Origin of the sequence: Allorhizocola rhizosphaerae (assembly GCF_003426775.1) — a bacterium.
Classification (GTDB): Bacteria; Actinomycetota; Actinomycetes; order Mycobacteriales; family Micromonosporaceae; genus Allorhizocola; species Allorhizocola rhizosphaerae.
Genome location: NZ_QJUG01000164.1, coordinates 1 through 18,959, shown reverse-complemented (window position 1 = coordinate 18,959; position 18,959 = coordinate 1). Strand labels below are relative to the sequence as shown.

Genomic DNA, 18,959 nt, shown 5'->3' with positions numbered 1-18,959 from the left:
CGCCTTGGCCGCGTCCCAAGCGGCCGCGCCCACCTTCGCCCTGACCTCCGCCTCGGTGGCGGCGCCCGCGGCGCCGGGGCTCGGCGAGGCGTTGGGGCTCGCCGACGGGGAGATGCTCGGCGAGGGGGTCTGCGCCACCGCGCCACCGCCCTGGCCGGACGCCTGCGGTGACGGCGTGCCACTGACCGAGGGTGACGGTGTCGCGCCCGGTGACGCCGAAGCGCTCGGCGAGGGCGCCGGTGCCGACGGGCCCGTGCCGTTCCCCTCCTTGATCACTTTGCGGAAAAACAGCTGCGAGGCCTGGCCCACATCACGCACGGCCTCCTCGGACCGGCCCGCCACCGAGATCACGATGTTGACACCGCCCTCGGTCAGCACTTCGGCCTCGGACACGCCGCGTGCGTTGACCCGCTGCTCGATGATCTGGCGCGCCTGCTCCAGGTCGGTCGGGCTGGGCGCCTTGCCATCCTGGGTGATCGCTCTAAGGGTGACCCGGGTGCCGCCGACCAGATCGAGGCCGAGCCTCGGCTCAAGTTTCTCGCGCCAGCCCGTGTTGCCGGGGGCGCTGAACCAAACCATCGCGCCGAGTATGACGAAAAGCGCCGCCAGTATCGCGAGCGACCGCGACGGGCGGGGCTGTTTTTGAGGTGGTGCCACGGCTTTCGAGTCTCCCCTGTGGACATGGACGGGTAAGACCACGGCGCCGGGCGGCGCCGTGGTGCACGATCAATTGGACTTCTTCGTTTCCTCTACCGCGCTCGGCGTCTCCTCGCTGGGCGCGGAGGCCGGCTCGGCGGTGGACGCGGACTCGGCGGGCAGCACGCGGGCGATGGCCTGCCTGGCGAAGCGGGCCGTGACCCCGGGCTGGATCTCAAGCGTCACGCTCTCGTCGTCGGAGCCGACGACTGTGCCATAGAGGCCGCCGATGGTGATGACCTTGTTGCCGTTGTCCAGTGAGCGCTGCATCTGCTCGGCTTCCCGGCGCCGCTTGGACTGCGGGCGGATGAAAAGCAGGTACATCAAGCCGAAGAGCAGAGCGAACATGCCTATGGTCGGCCAGATGCTTCCGGACCCTTGCTGCTGTGCGAGTAGCACCTCGAATGTGCCTTTCCAAGTGGCCTCCAACGGCGCACCGGCACTAAAAAGCAGGCACGCCGACGGCGGCGGCTATCGACCGTTCGGATCGCCGGAAGTCTAGTCGCTATGCAGCCATTCGCACACCCACGGTTCCCTACGATCCCGAAAACAGATCGGGCGCCGGGTCGACGCCGCCCCCAAAGGTACCATTTGGGGGGTTCTTTCCGAGATGTTGCCACGCGGACGCCGTGGCGACCCGCCCCCGCGGCGTCCGGGCGAGATATCCGGCCCTAACCAGGAACGGCTCCACGACCTCCTCGACCGTGTCGGGCTGCTCCCCCACCGCCACCGCGATGGTCGACAATCCGACCGGACCTCCGCCGAAGTTTTCCACCAGCGCCCTGAGCACGGCCTTGTCCAGCCGGTCCAGACCGGCGTCGTCGACGTCGTAGACCTTCAGCGCCGCGCGAGCGGTGACGACATTGACCACGCCGTCGGCGCGCAGCTCCGCATAGTCACGCACCCGTCGCAGCAGCCTATTTGCTATCCGGGGGGTACCGCGTGAGCGCCCGGCGATCTCGGCGAGTCCCTCATTCGTGGCGGCGACCCCCATGATCCGCGCCGACCGTCGCAAAAGGAGGGCCAGCTCGTCGGCGTGATAGAAGTCCAGATGTCCCACGAACCCGAACCGGTCACGCATCGGCCCGGTCAGCAGCCCCGATCGTGTGGTCGCACCGACCAAAGTGAACGGTTCCACGTCGAGCGGGATCGCGGTCGCGCCCGGACCCTTGCCCACCACGACGTCGACCCGGAAGTCCTCCATCGCGCTGTACAGCAGCTCCTCTGCCGGCTTCGCGATGCGGTGGATCTCGTCGATGAACAGCACGTCGCCCTGCTGGAGCCCGGTCAGGATGGCCGCCAGATCACCGGACCGCTCGATCGCCGGGCCGGACGTCATGCGCAGTCCCCCGCCCAACTCGGCGGCCACGATCATCGCCAGTGTGGTCTTGCCCAGGCCCGGCGAGCCGGAGAACAGGATGTGGTCGGGCGGCGACCCGCGCTTGATCGCGCTGTGCAGGAGCACCTCCAACTGCTCGCGCACCCGCTCCTGGGCCACGAAGTCGTCGAGCCGCTTGGGCCGCACCGACGCCTCGGCATCGCGCTCGGCCGGATCCGCGGCGGGGCTCACAATTGAGCTCATTTCTCACCTCCGCTTCGCTCCGGGAGGCCTGGCTTCTGGTTCACTCGGGGCAAGCCGTCGCTCATCGGTGCTTGCCCAACAGTCGGATGGCCTGCTTGAGCAAGACCGGCACGGGCGGCGGCGTGGCACCATCAATGGTCTGCGCCACCTGGGCCACGGCCTGGTCGGCCTGCGCGTTGCTCCAGCCGAGCCCGATCAGACCCTGGCGCACCTGCTCGGTCCACGCCTGCGACCGTCCACCCTGGACGGGAAGCGCGGTTGGCGGGCCCACCTTGTCGCGCAGTTCCAGGACGATCCGCTCGGCCCCCTTCTTGCCGATGCCCGGCACCTCGGTCAGCGTCGAGATGTCGCCCTGCGCGATGGCCGCGCGCAACACGTCGGGCGCATGCACGGCCAGCGCCGCCTGCGCGATCTTCGGCCCAACCCCGCTCGCCGATAGCAGCAGCTCGAACAGGTGCTTCTCGTCATCGTCGGCGAACCCGAACAGCGTCAGCGAGTCTTCCCGCACGATCAGGCTCGCGGCCAGCCTGGCGGGCTTGCCCACGCGCAGCGCGGACAGCGTCGCGGGCGCACAATGCAGCGCCAGCCCGACACCGCCCACCTCGACGACGGCCACGTCCGCACCGATCGACGCGACCGTGCCGGCCACACTGGCAATCATGCTATGGCTCCCTCACGTCCGCCATGCTGCCGCAACGCATGATCGAATCCCAATTTCACAAATCGCTCCGGCAAGCCCTCACCACCATGGCGTCCCTCCACTGCGCTCCTCGGCGCATGCCCCCCGACTCGCTCGGACAAGCCCCCGCCACCACGGCGTCCCTCCACTCCGCCACGCGGCGCATGCCCCCCGACTCGCTCGGGCAAGCCCTCGCTCATGACACCGCCCTTCGCCAGGCCTGCTCCATCTTGGCGCGCGTGCCGCCCCGCCACACGTGGCAGATGGCCAGCGCGAGCGCGTCGGCGGCGTCGGCCGGGCGAGGCGGTGTGTCCAAACGCAACAGACGGGTCACCATGGTGGTCATCTGGCGCTTGTCGGCCTGGCCCGAGCCGGTCACGGCCGCCTTGACCTCGCTCGGAGTGTAAGTATGCACGGGCAGCCCGACACGAGCAGCGGCCAGGATGGCCACGGCCGACGCCTGCGCGGTGCCCATCACCGAGCGCACGTTGTGCTGGCTGAACACCCGCTCGACGGCGACGCTGTCGGGCTTGTGCTTGGCGATCAGCTCGGCCAGGCACTGGTCCAGATTGAGCAGCCGTTCCGCCAGATCGGAGGACGGCTCAGACGTGATCACCGTAACGTCCACAAGCGAGCATGGGCGCCCGGGCAGGCCCTCGACAACACCCACACCACAGCGGGTCAGACCCGGGTCAACTCCCAGCACACGCACCGAACGCACGTACGACACATTAGTCTACGCGGCGCAGGCGGTCGGCGTGACGGCGCTGGTTGTCCAGGGCGAAGGCGAGGAACCTCGCGATCGCATCCAGTTCGGCCGGCCGGAACGCGGCCAACCGCTCGCGGGCGTCGGCCGGCCCGGGCTCCTGCTGTGCGACGGGCTGACCGGCGCGGCCGACGACGACGCGCAGTTCTTCCACGGCATGGCCACCGAGCTGCGCGAGGCCGGTGAGATCCGGCGAGACGTGGATCCGAGATCTTTGATGCCGGCGCTGTTCGGCGCGGCGCTCGCCCCGGCCGCCGTGCCGCACACGGCGCGCGGGATGACGGGGCTCGATCGGAATTCGCCGGAGTTCGTCACCGGGTACCGCATCCTACTGAAAGGTTCGCCGGGATGCTATGAGCACGGCCACGCCTCGGCGCTGGCATAATCGGCGGCACGCGGCGTTGGTGATCCAATGTGACGACTACCAACATGCGCGCCCTGCTACAGTCCAATTTGGACGGCCCCGAGGGACTGGCCCTCGTCGACGTGCCCGTTCCCGCACCCGGGCCGGGCGAGGTCCTCATCAAGGTGTCCGCAGCCGGCGTGAACTTCGCCGACGTGTCGCAGACCCACGGCATCTACGAGGGCGGTCCGCGCCCGCCCTACCTCGCGGGCTTCGAGGCGGCCGGTGAGATCGTCGCGGTCGGCGACGGCGTGCCCGAGGCGGAGATCGGCCGGCACGTGATCGGCACGGGCTACGGCGCGTTCGCCCAATACATGGTCATGCCCATCGCCGGGGCGGCAACGGTGCCTACCGGCTGGCGCGACGAGCAGGCGCTGGGGTTGGTGCTCAACTGGGCAACCGCCCTGGCCGCCCTCAGACCCTTGGGGCGGCTTCAAGCCGGTGAGACAGTTTTGGTGCAGGCCGCGGCCGGCGGTGTCGGGCAGGCCGCGGTGAAACTGGCCAAGCACTACGGTGCCACGGTCATCGCCACCGCCTCCGCCTCGAAACACGATGTGGTGCGGGCGCTCGGCGCCGACCACGTGCTCGATTACGCCACCGCCGACGTGGCGGCCGAGGCGGCGCGGCTCACCGGCGGGACGGGCGTCGACCTGGTCCTGGAATCCGTGGGCGGGGAAAGCTTTGCCACCAGCCTGGCCGCCACCAAGCGCGTCACCGGCCGGGTGGTTGTCTTGGGGCTTGCCGGAGGCCCCGCAAGCGTGTCCAATTCGGACCTTGTGTTCAAGCACCAGATCCACGTGATCGGCCTGCATATCGCCTTGTTCGGGCGGTGGGCTCCGGACCTGTTCGCCGAGCTGATGACCGAACTGGATGCGCTGCGAGAAGTGGGCGTGTTCGCCCCAGGCGAGCCGACCGTGTTCGACCTGGCCGAAGGACCCAAGGTGCTCGCCATGCTCGAAAACCGTGCCACCGTGGGCAAACTCGCGCTGCGACCGTGAGCTTTCAACCTTTGGTGAGCGCCTGACGTTTCACTCAGCATGCGCTTTTTACCTCAATTGCTCGTCGTGCTGGTCCTTGCCACAGGTTGCGCAGGGGCAACGGAGCCCGCCGCACAGGAGTCGCCCAAGGGCCCGATCGCCGGGCCCAACTGCGCCGACTCGACCGGAAACGCCAAGCACGTCACGTTCGGGCCCAGCAAACTGGTCGGGATCGTGCTCGGTAGCGGATCGACCGGGATCGTGCTCGCTCACCAGAACGGCGGCTCGGTGTGCCAGTGGCTGGACAACGCCGTGGAGCTGGCCGAGAAGGGCTATCGCGTGCTGGCGTTCGACTTCTCGGGCTTCGGCGGCTCGCCAGGCGGCAGCCCCGGCCGGTCCGACGACGTGACCACGGCGGTCAAGGCGATCCGTGCCGAGGGAGTGTCCAAAGTGGTCCTCATGGGCGCGTCTATGGGCGGCACGGCGGTCATCGAGGCGGCGGCCTCCATCACGCCGCCGGTGCAGGCGGTGGTCTCGCTGTCCGCACCGGGCGTGTTCAGCGGGGCCGACGCGGTCAGCGCGGCACCGAAGCTCACCATGCCCGTGCTCTACGTCTCCGGCGCGGGCGAGTCGACCTATGTGATGGCCGCCGAGAAGATGCACCAGTCCTCGAAGGCGAGCCCCGATGCGCAACTGCTGATCGCGCCGGGCACGGGCGCGCACGGCGTCGCGCTCATCCCGAGCTCCAAGGAGGCGACCGACGGGGTCAACGCCTTCCTGGCTAAGCACGCCCCGGCGCGCTGATTCCAGCCAGCACCATGTCGACGACCTGTTCCGGCAGGGTGTCTTCGTCCAAGTTCGGATTCCAGCGCAGCACCCGGTTGAGCACCACGGGACCGGTCAACACCGACGCTGCCACCTCGACATCGAGGTCGGCGCGCAGTTCACCCTCGGCGATGCCGCGCCGCAACAACTGCCGCATCACCTCGCGGCGCGGCTCCGTAACCACCCTCTGCCACAGCTGGTAAGCGGCCTCGCTGCGCATCACCTCGGGCATCAGACACGGGAAGATTCGCGTGGCCCGCTCGTCGTTGCCCCACCCGGCCCTGGACATCAACGACAGCACCCGCTCGCGGAAGGTGTCGCCAACCGGCTGCTGCGGCGGGCCCTTCAGCGCCATCACGGCGTCGGCGAGCAGCGCCTGCTTGTTGGGCCAGCGCCGGTAGATGGTCGCCTTGCCCACCCCGGCCCGGCCGGCGACCGATTCGATGGAGATGGCATCGACGGTCACGCCCTCGCTCAACAGATCTAGTGTCGCCTCAAGGATGGCCTCGTCGGCACGGGTACTGCGCGGGCGGCCTCCCGCCCGCGCAGTACCGGCGTCCTGCTGGGTCGTCATCGCCGAGACCCTACTAGCTCTGGCTCGGGTGTGGGTTCAGGCGGCGTCGCCGGGCCCTGCGTCGCGGCCGCCGACTTGCGCGGGAGCCAGACCGACACCACGAGGACCCCGATCATGCCCACGATGAACGAGCCCACAGCCGCCCAATGCATGGCCTGGATGAACGCGTCGTTGGCCGCATTGACCAGCGGTGCGCCGGCCGCGCCCAGCCGATCGGCCACGCCGTAGGCACCCGCGACCGATTCGGTGGCCGCGCCCCGCACCTGCTCCGGCAGCGCACCGGCGGCCGACTCCATCTGATCACGATAGACCGCCATCACTACGGAGCCAAGCACCGCGATGCCGAGCGCGGCGGCGACCTGGCGGACCGTGTTGGACACGGCCGAGCCGACGCCCGCCTTCTCCCGCGGCAGGCTCGCCATGATGGTGTTCATCGCGGGCGGCATCACGTTGGCGATGCCCGCACCCATCACCAGGAACGTGAGCACGATCGTCAGCACCGAGGTTTCGGCGTCCCAGAACACGATGGAGCCGTAGGCGGCCGAAGACACGAAGATGCCCACCGCCGAGACCATCCGCACCCCGAAGCGTTTCACCATGGTCATGGACAGCGGGGCGAAAACCATCTGCGCCACGGCGAACGGCACGAGCATCGCGCCGGACTCCATCGGCGAGTAGCCACGGACCAACTGCTGGTAGAAGCTCACGAAGAAGAACGAGCCCATGGCGGCGAAGAACATCAGCGCGATGCTCGCGATGGAGGCGGAGAAGGCCGGGTTCTTGAACAGCTTCACGTCCAGCGACGGGTGCGTCGTGCGCGCCTCCCACCACAGGAACACTGCCAGGATCGCGAGGCCGCCGAGGATGAACGCCCACACCGAAGGCTGGCCGAAGCCATGCTCGCCGCCCTCGACGATGCCGTAGGTGAGCGACACGAGACCGACCACGGACAGCACCACTCCCGGGTAGTCAACCCGGCCCGGGTTGGGGTCGCGCGACTCCGGTACCAAGAAAAAGACGGCGACGAGACCGGCCGCGATGATCGGCACATTGATCAGGAAGACCGATCCCCACCAGAAGTGTTCCAGCAGGAAGCCGCCGAGCAGTGGGCCGATGGCGACCGCGAGACCGACCGACGCGGTCCAGATCCCGATGGCCTTGCCGCGCTCCCGCGGGTCGAAGACGTTGGAGATGATCGATAGCGTCACGGGCATGATGGCCGCACCGCCGAGACCCATGAACGCCCGCGCGGCGATGAGCTGGCCAGGATCCTGCGAATAGGCGGACAACAGGGACGCGATCGCGAACAGCACGAGACCGGTCACCAGCATGCGCTTGCGGCCCCAGCGGTCGCCGAGCACGCCGAAGCTGAACAGCAGCCCGGCGAAGACAAGGGTGTAGGAATTGATGGCCCACTCAAGCTGACTCTGCGTAGCGCCTAGGCCGTGCACCGGGTCGGCAAGCGTTTTCATCGCGACGTTGAGCACCGTGTTGTCCAACACCACCACGAGCAGGCTGACGACCATCACACTCAAGATCGCCCAGCGCCTCGGGTGCCCCGTGTTTCCTTCTATAGTCACGCCCAGGGACATTACGCTTCGTAGTTCCGATACGGAACCGTCTCGTATCGATTGTGACACGCAACACTGATTGGAGCACCGAGCGGACCAATCGGTGCGAAGATCGGGTGCATGGCCAATCCATCAGGCATGCCAAGCTGGATCGATCTACAGACCACCGATGTCGAAGCCGCGCGACACTTCTACTCCCGGTTGTTCGGCTGGACCACGCAGGTCTCACCTGAGCCCGAGGCGATGGGCTACACGCTGTTCCTGCAGGACGGCAAGCAGGTCGCCGGCGTCGGGCCGGCCATGGCTCCGGGCACGCCACCGGTGTGGACGATGTATGTCGCGACCGACGACGCCGACGCCACCACCGTCAAGGTCGAGCAGGCGGGCGGCACCGTGCTGGTCCCGCCGATGGATGTGCTCGACTACGGGCGCATGGCGGTGTTCGTGGACCCGTCGGGCGCGGCGTTCGCCGTGTGGCAGGCGGGCAAGAACCCGGGCGGCGAACTGTTCGGCGTCGACAACACCTACTGCTGGTCGGAGCTGACTACCCGAGAACCCAAGGTGGGCAAGGATTTCTACCCGAAGGTGTTCGGCTGGACGTTCACCGAGCGGGAGGGACCCAACCCGTACACCACGTTCCAGCTGGGCGATGGGCCCGCAGCGGGGATGATGGTGATGGAGGGCGAGCAGTGGCCGCCCGATCTGCCGAACCACTGGATGAACTACATCCAGGTGGCCGGCTGCGACGCCACCGCCGCGCGGGTGAAGGAGCTCGGCGGCACGGTGACGGTCGAGCCGTCCGACACCCCGTTCGGCCGGTTCGCCATCGTCCACGACCCGCAGGGCGCATACTTCTCCGTCATCCAGATGAACCCGGACTTCCAGCCGAGCTGAAAGTCCGGGTTGTCTTACGCGCCTACAGGTTGATGGTCCACGAGTTGATGTAGCCCGTGTCGGCCGTGGCGGCGTCCTGCACCCGCAGGGTCCAGTTGCCGTTCTTGGCCTCGCTCGACAGGTCCACCTGATACGACTGGTTGATGTTGTCGGCACTACCGCCCGCCCGGTTGTGCAGCACATAGGTGCTGCCATCCGGCGCGACCAGCGTGACCACCAGATCACCGATGTAGGTGTGCACGATGTTCACGGCCACGGTCGACGTCGCCGACGCGTTGCCTGAGCAACCCGCGATCGCGATGGAGCTGTTGACCGTCGTGTTGTCGGGGATCTGAACGTCGGTGTTGTTGGTGCCGCTGCACGCGGGCGTCCCGCCACCGAGGCCGACGCCCCACGAGTTGATGTAGCCGGTGTCCGAGGAAGCCGCATCCTGTACCCGCAGCCTCCACACGCCGTTGGCCACCTCGCTGGACAGGTTGACCTGATAAGTCTGGTTGATGTTGTCGGCGCTGCCGCCCGCGCGGTTGTGCAGCACATAGGTGCTGCCATCCGGCGCGACCAGCGTGACCACCAGATCACCGATGTAGGTGTGCACGATGTTCACCGGAACGCTGGACGTCGCGGACGCGTTGCCCGTGCAGCCGGTGACCGTGATGGTGCTCTCCACAGTGGACAGATCGGGGATCTGCACGTCCGTGCCGTTGGTCTGGGTGCAGCCCGGTATGGGCGGCCCGCTCACCGTCCACGTGTAGGACGCGCTGCCGGTCTTGGCGGGCGACGAGCTGTCCGTCGCCGTCACCGTGACGTTGTAGCTGCCGGCCGTGGTCGGGGTCCCGCTGACCGTGCCGGACGAGCTGATGGACAGGCCTGGCGGCAGGCCGGTGGCCGTGAAGGTGTACGGCGCCGTGCCGCCGCTGGCCGTGTGGTTCACCGGGGTGATGGCCGTGCCGACCGTGCTGTTCTGGTTGCCGGGGTTGCTCACGCCTATGCCGCCCTGGCAGCCGCCAAGCGACGCCGCCGCCGAGCAGATGTCGTTGGCGAAGTAGCGCACCTCGGTGTAGACACCGGGGTTGCGCGGCTGCGCGCACCCGATGCCCCAGCTGGTGATGCCGACCTGGATCCACTCGTTGGCCGCGTTGCGCTTGAACATGGGGCCGCCGGAGTCGCCCTGGCAGGTGTCGACGCCGCCGCTGTCCCAGTTGCCCGCGCAGATCATCTCATTGAAGATCAGCGAGGAGTAGGAGCTACCCGCACTGGCGCACTGCGTGTCGGAGATGAACGGGACGTCGGCCTTGAGCAGGTAGCGCTGCTGTGCGCCGCCCTGCTGGGCTGCGCCCCAGCCGGCCACGGTGAAGACACCGTTGTGCAGCGAGGTGTCCGTGGCGAGCTTGAGCACCGGCGAGTTGAGCGGCTGGGAGATGCGGATCAGTGCCCAGTCCTTGCCGTTGCCGACACTGGTGTAGCCGGGCGCCTTGAACACGTAGTTCGACTGCCGGGTCACGCGGTTGGGGTCTTGCAGGTCCACCGCGCCCCACGTCACGGTGATCGAGGTGTTGGGGCCGGTGCTGCCGCTGATGCAGTGCGCGGCGGTCAGGATGAGCGTTGGTGTGTAGACGGCGCCGCCGCAGCCCATCGAGAGGCGGACCATCCATGGGAACTCGCCCTGTGCGGCGGGCGTGCCCCCGACGACCTGTGGCCAGACGTATCCGTCGTCTTCAGCGTGGCTGGGCGTGGCCGCCAACCCGGCCATCGCGAAGCCGACGAGCGCCACAACTCCTGCCCTGAATGCGGCGCGTAGACCTTTTGTCACTTGTCCCTCCCTTGTCCCGCCCGGGGATAACCGGGTCGGAGAGGAACGTATGCGATCACAGAGATGTTTAGCAATATTGAGCGCTGTCGCTACTTTCAGTAGCCGGTTAAGATCGTGTAGTGCTCACCTATTCGGAGGTTGGGGGGACGCGCGGCGGAGACATGCCGGGCGGTTACCGGCACGTGCGGCGCGATGTGGTCGTCGGGCGCGGCGAGGCCGCCTTCGCCGCCGTGCGCGATGGCATGCGGCAATGGCGGATCCACCGCCTGGCCGGGATGCGGGTGCGCTCCCTGGGCGGGCCGGTTGCCGGTGAGCGGTTCGTGGCAACGCTGGGCTTCCTGCGCATCCCGTGCCAGGTGGTGTGGGTGCGTGACGAGCCCGGCGCGTATGGGTACGGGTTCGGCACGCTTCCCGGGCACCCCGCGCGGGGCGAGGAAGCGTTCGAGGCGACCCTGTCTGGCGAGGGCCAGGTGCGCTTCGCGGTGCGGGCCTTCAGCCGGCACGCCGCGTGGTATGCCCGGCTCGGTGGTCCAATCACGACATTCATGCAGGAGCGGATGACCGACCGATACGTGGCCGGCGCGCGCAAGCTGGCCCGACACGAGCACTAACGCGCTTGTGTGGCGCGATAGGGTACACATATGAAGATCACGACGGAGGCGGAGCTGCGCGCGCTGCTCGGTGAGCCGAAAGGGCGCGCGGTCTCCAAGGAGCGCACCCGGCTGCACGAGATGGACCGCCTGTGGCTCTCCCGCTCGCCCTTCTGCCTCATCGCCACCAGCGACGCCGCCGGCAACTGCGACGTCTCGCCGAAGGGCGACCCGCCGGGATTCGTGCACGTCATCGACGACACCACGATCGCCATCCCGGAGCGGCCGGGCAACCGGCGCGCCGACGGTTACCTCAACATCCTGAGCAACCCGCACGTCGGCACGGTTTTCCTGATCCCGGGCCGGGGTGAGACGTTGCGCATCAACGGGCGCGCCCACCTCGTGTCGGACGCACCCTACTTCGACCAGATGATCGTCAAGGGACACCGGCCGGTGCTCGCCGTCGTCGTCGAGATCGACCAGATCTTCTTCCACTGCGCCAAGGCTTTCCTGCGCTCGGAGCTGTGGCAGCCCGCGTCCTGGGCGCCGGACACCTTGCCCAGCCACGCCCGCATCGTCAAGGTGGTGCAAAACACCCCCGAGACGCTGGAGGAGCTCGAAGAATACTACGGGCCCGGCTATTTGAAGGGTCTCTATGAGGTCCGCTGACGAGAAGGTGCTCAACACCTTCTTGGACAAGGACGGCCGGCTCGTGGCGATGCCCGCCCGGGCCGGCAAGCGGCGGGTGATCCTCGAACACATCGTGTGCGCTTTCGAGCCCGGCGTGCGCTACCCCGAGCGGGAGGTGGACGCCGTGCTTCGTGCCTTCTATGAGACGGATTGGGTATCGCTTCGGCGCTACCTGATCGACGCCGGCCTCATGGAGCGGGCCGACGGGCTGTACTGGCGCACCGGCGGCCCGGTGGATATCGGTTAGCTCTTGATGCTCGCGCTGCTCCACACGCCGTGGAAACTCGCGCTCGCCTCCTCGCGCAGCGTGGTCACGCGATCGACGAGATTGTTGAAGTTGCCGCCGCCCGGACCGCCCGCATAGGGCATGGTGCCGGTCTCGTAGCGCACCAGCTCCGCCTCCAGCCGGTTGGCCAGACTCATCGCGCTCAGCCCCGAATCCTGGAAGCGGTACAGGGTCTGGACCGACCCGGAGATCGCCGCGACCGCGCCTGACAGGGCAACCAACCACGGCCAAGCGTCGGCCGCGACCATCACGGGCACGGCCGCGGCGCACAGCAGTGTGGCGGTGCCGTACCACCGGAACTTGCGCGTCTGCTTGGCGAAGTACCCCTCCAGCTGACGGATCTCGGCGCGCAGGTTGGACACGAACGCGGTCGGCATCTGCGTCGTGCCGCTGGTGTACGAGGGCTGGGGCGGATATGGCGGAGGCGGGGGCAACGGGGTGTTGGACAACCCGATGTCATACGACGATCCGGGCGGGGGCATCGGTGGCGGCATTGGCGGCGACAACAGGGGCATCGCGCCCGTCTGTTCGTCGCCCCAACTCGAATCTTGCGGGGTGTTCACGCGGAGCATCCTAAGTGGGCGGTGCGTTCTCCTGCACCCATTCGATCAGCGGAACGAGCCTGCGCCAGTCCTTCTTCACCGACGCCACCGTCGCCTGCTCTGGCGCCAGTTTGCGGCCCGCGGTCACATATTCGCGCCGCATCAGATCCAGCCGCGGGTGATCCGGCGCGACCCCGCGCGGGCGCGTCTTCACCTGCTCCCCGCCGATCTCGAAGCCCGCCTTTTCCAGCTTGCCAACGATGTCGGCAAGCTGCTTGCCCGAGCCGGGAGCGTCCACAGCGGACCGATAGCGGGCGATCTGCTCGCGATCGTGGGCGTGAAATCCGCCCCCGACAAGCACTCCCTCCGCATCGATCTGCACGTAGTAGCCCACGCCGGACACGACCTCAAGGAACCCGCCCTGATGCGTCTTGTACGGCGACTTGTCCTTGCTGAACCGCACGTCCCGGTAGGGCCGGAACAGCGTCACGTCGGCATCGAAGGCCGGGGCCAGCTCGTCGAGCAGCTCCTGCATCGGCCGGCGCACGGCCCGCTCGTAGACGTCTTTGTGCGCCGTCCAGTACGTCTTCGAGTTGTCCGCCATCAGACCCTCGTAAAAGAGCGTCGCCTCATCCGTGAATCCACTAAAGCCCACCTGCTGATTATTCCTTCCCAACAAGCCCAAGAGCGCTAAGAGCGTTATTCAATCGATAATCGTAACGTTCGGTAGATCTCCAGTTTGCTGATGGCGTCGAGGAGGATCGGGAGCTGGTCGGGTCCCAAGCGTGCGCATCCGCTGACGCTGCCGTGAATTTGGTGGCGTCGTGGCGGCGGAGGTGACACAGTCGGCGCCATGTCTGTGGAACTGATCCGCGCTAGCGGCCTGACCGATGCCGTGCCGTACGCCTACGCCTCGGTAGTCCCGGCCGGTGGCCGGCTCGTGCACACCGCTGGTGCGTGTCCGATCGACGAGCACGACCGGGTTGTGGCGCCTGGTGACGTCGCCGGGCAGGCGCGGCAGGTCATGGACAACCTTGAGGTGGCGCTGCAGGCGGCGGGGGCTGCGCTCACCGACGTGGTGCGCACGACTGTCTACGTCGCGAGCACTGACCAGGCCGACCTCGTTGCGGCCTGGAACGTGGTGCGCGCTCGGTTCGGCGACCACGACGCGCCGAGCACGCTTCTCGGCGTCACGGTGCTCGGCTATCGGGGCCAGCTCGTCGAGGTCGACGCCGTTGCTGTCGTCCCATGAGGGTTCATCATGAGACTCGGTAGATTTCGAGTCTCGTGATGGCGTCCAGGAAGGTTGGGAACCGGTCGAGCAGGCCGCGGTAGCCGGTGGCCAGGAGTTTCCAGTTTTTCAAGTGGCGATGACGCGTTCGATGTTGGCGCGGCGGGAGGCGATCATCCGGTTGTACCCACGTGCCGACTGGGTCGGCGTCTGTCCCTTGGGTTTGCGCAGGGGGATGCACAGGCCGGTGCCGGTGTAGGCGTGTCGGCGAAGCCGCCGGGACCACCGTCGGTGTGTAGCCGACCGTCGAATCGTTGGGCCAAGCCGGATTCGCGCCAGGCTTTGGCGTCGTTCATCGAGCCGGGCATGGGCTTTCCGGTCATGACGAGGGTGCCGTGCCAGGAGCCGACGACCTGGATGTTGAATCCGCAGGCGTGGCGCTTTGCCCGAGTACATGCCCGAGGTGTAGGTGTCCTTGCGCCGGTCACCGGTCGGGGCGAGGAACCCGTCGATGCGCACGGTGGAGCGAAGCTCGCGCTCGGCTACCTGTTCGGCGTTCGGCGTGAGCACGATGGTGATCATTGGTGTGAGGCGGCTGATCAGGCGTGACACGGTCGGCTGGGAGCAGCCAAACAGCTCTGCAAGCAGCGCCTGGGAGAGGTTATGGCGTAGGTAGAGCAGCACGATCAGTACAGTGCGGTAGGGGCCTACGACGCGGCGGCGGGCTGGGTCCAGGTCTGCTCGCACATGGACGTCGAGGACGAGACGGTCGACTTGATCGCTGGTCAGGCCCGTCATAGTCTCTACTCGCGACGGTCGGTCCGCGAAGATCTCTACGAAGCCGACCGGCTCGACGGCTCGACGGGTGAGCACGCCTTGCCGGTCGCAATAGTCGATTTCGAGCAGCCGCCGCTCGGCCAGGGCATCGGCCACCGCGGAGACGATCCGCTCACCGGGCGCACGCACGAGTTGCTCGGACACCCGGACCCGGCTGACAATCTCCACCGCGCGATCGCGTGCGGCCGGGGACATCGCAGCCGCGATCTTGGCCATACCGCTGCGCGCTGCCGAGCCGAATGGCACCGGCCCGGCCATTGCCAAGGCCACCGCGATCGCCGCTGCCTCGCTCGGCGTGAAATTCAGCGGGGGCAACGTCATCGACGCGTCCAGGCAGTAACAGCGGCGGCCGTGACGCGCCCAGATGGGCACGCCGGACTGCTGCAGGGCCGCCAGATCGCGCTCGATCGTGCGGACGCTGACCTCGAAGCGCCGCGCCAGCCAGGAGCTGCTGCGCGCTCGCGCACGTCTCGGCCACGTCGACGACGACAACCGAGAACACGGCGTGATCCGGCATCTGACCGCCAGTGCCGAAGATGCCTCCCACGGATTCCTCGCCGTCACGATAGGTGATCAGCCGATAGTCCATCCCCGCGCCGGCCGACACCGGGTCCGGGGCGAACGTCCAGCCGAACAGTTCGCCGAAAAACTCCTGCGCCCCATCCGCGTCGTGCGCGGCCACCTCGAACCAGGCGACCCTATCCATGCCCACCATGCTCCTCCTCCTGCTTCCTTCAGGTATCGGAGCTCAGCCTGGCCGGCGTCGGCGACAACGGTGTGTCGGAGTTTCGTGGGAACTTCCCGAGCGTCAGGCCTCGAGTTTTTCCATGATGTCGTCAGGCACATCGAAGTTGGCAAACACGTTCTGCACGTCGTCGCAGTCGTCGAGCGCGTCGACCAGCTTGAGCACCTTGCGGGCTCCCTCCTCCTCCAGCGGCACCTGCACGCTGGGCACGAAGGTGGTCTCGGCCGACTCGTAGTCGATGCCCGCCGCCTGCAGCGCCGACCGCACCGGGATCAGGTCGCTTGGCTCGCTGATCACCTCGAACGACTCGCCGAGGTCGTTGCACTCCTCCGCGCCCGCCTCCAGCACGGCCAGCAGAACGTCGTCTTCGGACAGTCCGCTCTTCGGCACGATGACCTGACCCTTGCGGGAGAACAGGTAGGCCACCGAGCCCGGGTCGGCCAGCGTGCCGCCGTTGCGGGTCAGCGCCGTGCGCACCTCGGCCGCGGCCCGGTTGCGGTTGTCGGTGAGGCACTCGATCAAGATCGCCACGCCGTTGGGCCCGTAGCCCTCATACATGATGGTCTGCCAGTCGGCGCCGCCCGCCTCCTGCCCCGAGCCGCGCTTGACCGCGCGGTCGATGTTGTCATTGGGCACGGAGTTTTTCTTGGCCTTCTGGATGGCGTCGTAGAGGGTGGGGTTGCCCGCCGGGTCGGCCCCGTTGCGCGCGGCCACCTCGATGTTTTTGATCAGGCCCGCGAACAGCTTGCCCCGCTTGGCGTCGATCACGGCCTTCTTGTGCTTGGTCGTCGCCCACTTTGAGTGGCCGGACATTTAACCCTCCCGCGCGAACCGCACCATCTCCACGAACAGCTGGTGCACCCTGAGGTCACCAGTCAACTCCGGATGGAAGGAGGTGGCCAGCAGGTGACCATGCCGAACCGCGACGATTCTACCGTCGGCGGTTCCGCCCTCGACGCGGCCCAGCACCTCGACCTCCGGCCCGGCCTCTTCCACCCACGGGGCGCGGATGAACACCGCCGGGAACGGCGCGCCATCGAAATTGACCTGTGCCTCGAACGAGTCCACCTGGCGCCCGAAGGCGTTGCGGCGCACGGTCACGTCGATCCCGCCGAAGCTGCGCTGATCGGGCCGCCCGTCGAGCACGCGGTCGGCCAGCATGATCATGCCGGCACACGAGCCGTAGACGGGCATGCCCTCCTTGATCCGCTGCTGGATCGGATCGAACACCTCGAACGTCTGCGCCAGCTTGCTCATCGTGGTGGACTCGCCACCCGGGATGATCAGTCCATCGACCTCGGCGACCTCGGCCGGCCGCCGCACCGGGCGGGCGATCACGTCACACTCGGCCAGCGCCGCAAGGTGCTCACGGACGTCACCCTGCAGCGCCAGCACACCGACGACACTCACCAACCACGCTCCGCGAGACGGTGCGGCTGCGGGATCTCCTCGACGTTGATGCCGACCATGGCCTCGCCGAGCCCGCGCGACACCTTGGCGATCACGTCGGGGTCGTCGTAGAAGGTGGTCGCCTTGACGATGGCCTCGGCCCGCTGGGCCGGGTTGCCCGACTTGAAGATGCCCGAGCCCACGAACACGCCCTCGGCGCCCAGCTGCATCATCATCGCGGCGTCGGCAGGTGTGGCGATCCCGCCGGCGGTGAACAGCACGACCGGCAGCTTGCCCGTGTGGGCGACCTCCTTGACCAGCTCGTAGGGCGCCTGCAGCTCCTTGGCCGCGACGTAGAGCTCGTCCTCGGGCAGGGAGGTGAGGCGCTTGATCTCGGCGCGAATCTTGCGCATGTGGGTGGTGGCGTTGGAGACGTCTCCGGTACCCGCTTCGCCCTTCGAGCGGATCATGGCCGCGCCCTCGGTGATGCGCCGCAGGGCCTCGCCCAGGTTGGTGGCGCCGCACACGAACGGCACGGTGAACGCCCACTTGTCGATGTGGTTTGCGTAGTCGGCCGGTGTGAGCACCTCGGACTCGTCGACGTAGTCCACGCCGAGGGCCTGCAGCACCTGCGCCTCAACGAAATGGCCGATCCGGGCCTTGGCCATGACCGGAATCGAGACGGCCTTGATGATGCCGTCGATCATGTCGGGGTCGCTCATGCGCGACACGCCGCCCTGCGCGCGGATGTCGGCCGGAACCCGCTCCAGCGCCATGACGGCCACCGCACCAGCGTCCTCGGCGATCTTCGCCTGCTCGGCGGTGACCACGTCCATGATCACACCGCCCTTGAGCATCTCGGCCATGCCCCGCTTGACCCGGGCCGTGCCTGTGCTGACTTCTGCGGACATGCCAGAAACTCTCCTCACAACCATGGGGATGGACATCCCCATGCTAGAAAGTGGGATTGGCCCTCTCCCAGCGCCAATCAAAGGCGCGTGGACCGACTTGTGACCTAGGCCATAGAGCTGAGCGTGGGATCGTCGATGTCAAAATAGCGCGGCGCGGGGTGCCTGCGCGTCATCCGGAACAACCGCACCAGCGGTCTTGAGCGGGCCGCGAGCGCGTCGCGGACCAGATCGGTGTGCACCTGCCTGGCCAAGGCTACCCGCCGGCTGGCCGCGATCACCGCCTGGTTGTTCTCGTCGTTCAAGTCGAGCTCTTGCTTGCGCAGCATGCGGGTCAGATCGTTTTCCGCCGCCTCCCGGTCGTCGGGCCGCGCGTCAATCGCGGCCCGGGCAGCGCCGTAAAGATCCGTGCTCCCGCGCTCCTCTGCCAGCACGGCCGCGGTCGCCGCGCGCCGCACGAGCTGCGCGTCCAGCGCCCTGCCCGCGGCGGTGGCCCGGGCATGCAGCCGATCCACGCGCGTGGCCGTCCAGGTGACATAGGAAGCGGCCGCCACGACTATGGCAACCACGCCCACCACCCAACTCATGTCCGGCATCCTAGATGCCTCACGCGACCGCGCCACCGGCCGCCACTGCCCACGCGCTGACCGGCCCGGCCAACCCATCGCCCGAGCCGGTCAGAACACCTCCGCTACTGATCGGCCTCCATCCCGAAGCCCTTTCGGACGAGCGCCTCGAGCCCTTCGATCCGATCCTCGATCCGTGTCATGCGGTCTTCGATCCGCGTCATGCGGTCTTCGATTCGCGCCTGTCCCTGCTTCAGCCCGGAAACTTCGCCCTCGAGCCGCGCCTGTCCCTGCTTCAACCCGGAAACTTCGCCCTCGAGCCGCGCCTGTCCCTGCTTCAACCCGGAAACTTCGCCCTCGAGCCGCGCCTGTCCCTGCTTCAGCCCGGAAACTTCGCC

At 67.8% G+C, this 18,959-nt stretch carries 23 protein-coding genes and 2 pseudogenes; 8 read left to right on the top strand and 17 right to left on the bottom strand.

The window, feature by feature from the left end; translation table 11 throughout:
• The 5 genes and pseudogenes from DM816_RS29090 to ruvC form a co-directional block, all read right to left on the bottom strand.
• A pseudogene (locus DM816_RS29090) lies at window positions 1–579 on the bottom strand (protein translocase subunit SecD); the annotation flags it as partial.
• Between the two features lie 147 nt (window positions 580–726).
• Window positions 727–1,095 carry a preprotein translocase subunit YajC gene (yajC, locus tag DM816_RS29085; protein WP_425455285.1) on the bottom strand — a complete coding sequence of 123 codons (369 nt, stop codon included), beginning with the start codon at window positions 1,093–1,095 and terminating at the stop codon, window positions 727–729.
• Between the two features lie 136 nt (window positions 1,096–1,231).
• Complete coding sequence (gene ruvB / locus DM816_RS29080) at window positions 1,232–2,278, bottom strand: Holliday junction branch migration DNA helicase RuvB (RefSeq protein ID WP_117213579.1); 1,047 nt, start codon at window positions 2,276–2,278, stop codon at window positions 1,232–1,234.
• 61 nt (window positions 2,279–2,339) lie between these two features.
• A complete protein-coding gene (ruvA, locus tag DM816_RS29075; protein WP_117213578.1) occupies window positions 2,340–2,939 on the bottom strand; it encodes a Holliday junction branch migration protein RuvA in 600 nt (199 codons plus the stop codon).
• Window positions 2,940–3,153: 214 nt separating this feature from the next.
• On the bottom strand, window positions 3,154–3,669 hold the full coding sequence (ruvC, locus tag DM816_RS29070; protein WP_117213581.1) for a crossover junction endodeoxyribonuclease RuvC: 516 nt from the start codon (window positions 3,667–3,669) through the stop codon (window positions 3,154–3,156).
• A 46-nt stretch (window positions 3,670–3,715) separates the two neighbouring features.
• Here ruvC and DM816_RS29065 point away from each other — a divergent pair, with 46 nt between their 5' ends.
• Genes DM816_RS29065 through DM816_RS29055 form a run of 3 tightly spaced genes read left to right on the top strand, consistent with a single transcriptional unit; the run spans window position 3,716 to window position 5,907 of the window.
• Entirely contained in the window at window positions 3,716–4,108 is a 393-nt protein-coding gene (locus DM816_RS29065) for a hypothetical protein (RefSeq protein WP_117213577.1), read from the top strand.
• A gap of 29 nt (window positions 4,109–4,137) precedes the next feature.
• Entirely contained in the window at window positions 4,138–5,124 is a 987-nt protein-coding gene (locus DM816_RS29060) for a zinc-binding dehydrogenase (RefSeq protein ID WP_246002379.1), read from the top strand.
• Window positions 5,125–5,163: 39 nt separating this feature from the next.
• A complete protein-coding gene (locus DM816_RS29055; protein WP_117213575.1) occupies window positions 5,164–5,907 on the top strand; it encodes an alpha/beta hydrolase in 744 nt (247 codons plus the stop codon).
• Here the strand turns inward: DM816_RS29055 and DM816_RS29050 are convergent.
• Window positions 5,885–6,502 carry a TetR/AcrR family transcriptional regulator gene (locus DM816_RS29050; protein ID WP_117213574.1) on the bottom strand — a complete coding sequence of 206 codons (618 nt, stop codon included), beginning with the start codon at window positions 6,500–6,502 and terminating at the stop codon, window positions 5,885–5,887. The two genes, DM816_RS29055 and DM816_RS29050, sit on opposite strands and share 23 nt — an antisense overlap.
• Window positions 6,499–8,094, bottom strand: a complete 1,596-nt coding sequence (locus tag DM816_RS29045) for an MFS transporter (protein ID WP_117213573.1) — start codon at window positions 8,092–8,094, stop codon at window positions 6,499–6,501. Before DM816_RS29045 ends, DM816_RS29050 begins: the two co-directional genes overlap by 4 nt.
• Before the next feature lie 99 nt (window positions 8,095–8,193).
• Between DM816_RS29045 and DM816_RS29040 the strand changes: the two genes are divergently transcribed.
• A complete protein-coding gene (locus DM816_RS29040) occupies window positions 8,194–8,967 on the top strand; it encodes a VOC family protein (protein WP_117213572.1) in 774 nt (257 codons plus the stop codon).
• A gap of 22 nt (window positions 8,968–8,989) precedes the next feature.
• Here the strand turns inward: DM816_RS29040 and DM816_RS29035 are convergent, their stop codons facing one another.
• Window positions 8,990–10,717, bottom strand: a complete 1,728-nt coding sequence (locus DM816_RS29035) for a trypsin-like serine protease (RefSeq protein WP_117213580.1) — start codon at window positions 10,715–10,717, stop codon at window positions 8,990–8,992.
• Between the two features lie 179 nt (window positions 10,718–10,896).
• Here DM816_RS29035 and DM816_RS29030 point away from each other — a divergent pair, with 179 nt between their 5' ends.
• The 3 genes from DM816_RS29030 to DM816_RS29020 are packed head-to-tail and all read left to right on the top strand — an operon-like array spanning window position 10,897 to window position 12,304.
• The gene (locus tag DM816_RS29030; RefSeq protein WP_162907945.1) at window positions 10,897–11,388 is read left to right on the top strand and encodes a DUF1990 domain-containing protein; all 492 of its coding nucleotides are present in this window, start codon (window positions 10,897–10,899) and stop codon (window positions 11,386–11,388) included.
• A 30-nt stretch (window positions 11,389–11,418) separates the two neighbouring features.
• Window positions 11,419–12,036, top strand: coding sequence for a pyridoxamine 5'-phosphate oxidase family protein (locus DM816_RS29025; RefSeq protein WP_117213570.1), 618 nt, complete (start codon window positions 11,419–11,421; stop codon window positions 12,034–12,036).
• Window positions 12,023–12,304, top strand: a complete 282-nt coding sequence (locus tag DM816_RS29020; protein WP_117213569.1) for a DUF2087 domain-containing protein — start codon at window positions 12,023–12,025, stop codon at window positions 12,302–12,304. The genes DM816_RS29025 and DM816_RS29020 overlap by 14 nt, the downstream gene beginning before the upstream one ends.
• Here DM816_RS29020 and DM816_RS29015 read toward each other — a convergent pair.
• Window positions 12,301–12,906, bottom strand: coding sequence for a DUF4231 domain-containing protein (locus tag DM816_RS29015; protein WP_162907944.1), 606 nt, complete (start codon window positions 12,904–12,906; stop codon window positions 12,301–12,303). The two genes, DM816_RS29020 and DM816_RS29015, sit on opposite strands and share 4 nt — an antisense overlap.
• 10 nt (window positions 12,907–12,916) lie before the next feature.
• Window positions 12,917–13,540, bottom strand: a complete 624-nt coding sequence (locus tag DM816_RS29010; RefSeq protein WP_117213567.1) for a DUF2461 domain-containing protein — start codon at window positions 13,538–13,540, stop codon at window positions 12,917–12,919.
• Between the two features lie 198 nt (window positions 13,541–13,738).
• Here DM816_RS29010 and DM816_RS29005 point away from each other — a divergent pair, with 198 nt between their 5' ends.
• The gene (locus tag DM816_RS29005; protein ID WP_117213566.1) at window positions 13,739–14,137 is read left to right on the top strand and encodes a RidA family protein; all 399 of its coding nucleotides are present in this window, start codon (window positions 13,739–13,741) and stop codon (window positions 14,135–14,137) included.
• A 108-nt stretch (window positions 14,138–14,245) separates the two neighbouring features.
• Here the strand turns inward: DM816_RS29005 and DM816_RS29000 are convergent, their stop codons facing one another.
• From DM816_RS29000 to DM816_RS28975, 7 genes and pseudogenes are all read right to left on the bottom strand, one after another.
• A complete protein-coding gene (locus DM816_RS29000; protein ID WP_246002378.1) occupies window positions 14,246–15,049 on the bottom strand; it encodes a helix-turn-helix domain-containing protein in 804 nt (267 codons plus the stop codon).
• Between the two features lie 300 nt (window positions 15,050–15,349).
• A pseudogene (locus DM816_RS45965) lies at window positions 15,350–15,517 on the bottom strand (hypothetical protein); the annotation flags it as partial.
• Window positions 15,518–15,761: 244 nt separating this feature from the next.
• Window positions 15,762–16,511 carry a YebC/PmpR family DNA-binding transcriptional regulator gene (locus DM816_RS28995; protein WP_117213564.1) on the bottom strand — a complete coding sequence of 250 codons (750 nt, stop codon included), beginning with the start codon at window positions 16,509–16,511 and terminating at the stop codon, window positions 15,762–15,764.
• Window positions 16,512–17,108: a pyridoxal 5'-phosphate synthase glutaminase subunit PdxT gene (pdxT, locus tag DM816_RS28990; RefSeq protein WP_117213563.1), complete on the bottom strand. Its 597-nt coding sequence runs from the start codon at window positions 17,106–17,108 to the stop codon at window positions 16,512–16,514.
• Window positions 17,105–17,998 (bottom strand): pyridoxal 5'-phosphate synthase lyase subunit PdxS, encoded by an 894-nt coding sequence (pdxS, locus tag DM816_RS28985; protein WP_117213562.1) that lies wholly within the window; start codon window positions 17,996–17,998, stop codon window positions 17,105–17,107. The genes pdxT and pdxS overlap by 4 nt, the downstream gene beginning before the upstream one ends.
• A 104-nt stretch (window positions 17,999–18,102) precedes the next feature.
• On the bottom strand, window positions 18,103–18,591 hold the full coding sequence (locus DM816_RS28980; protein ID WP_117213561.1) for a hypothetical protein: 489 nt from the start codon (window positions 18,589–18,591) through the stop codon (window positions 18,103–18,105).
• Window positions 18,592–18,686: 95 nt separating this feature from the next.
• A partial coding sequence (locus tag DM816_RS28975; RefSeq protein WP_211588903.1) for a hypothetical protein occupies window positions 18,687–18,959 on the bottom strand: 273 nt, incomplete at its 5' end.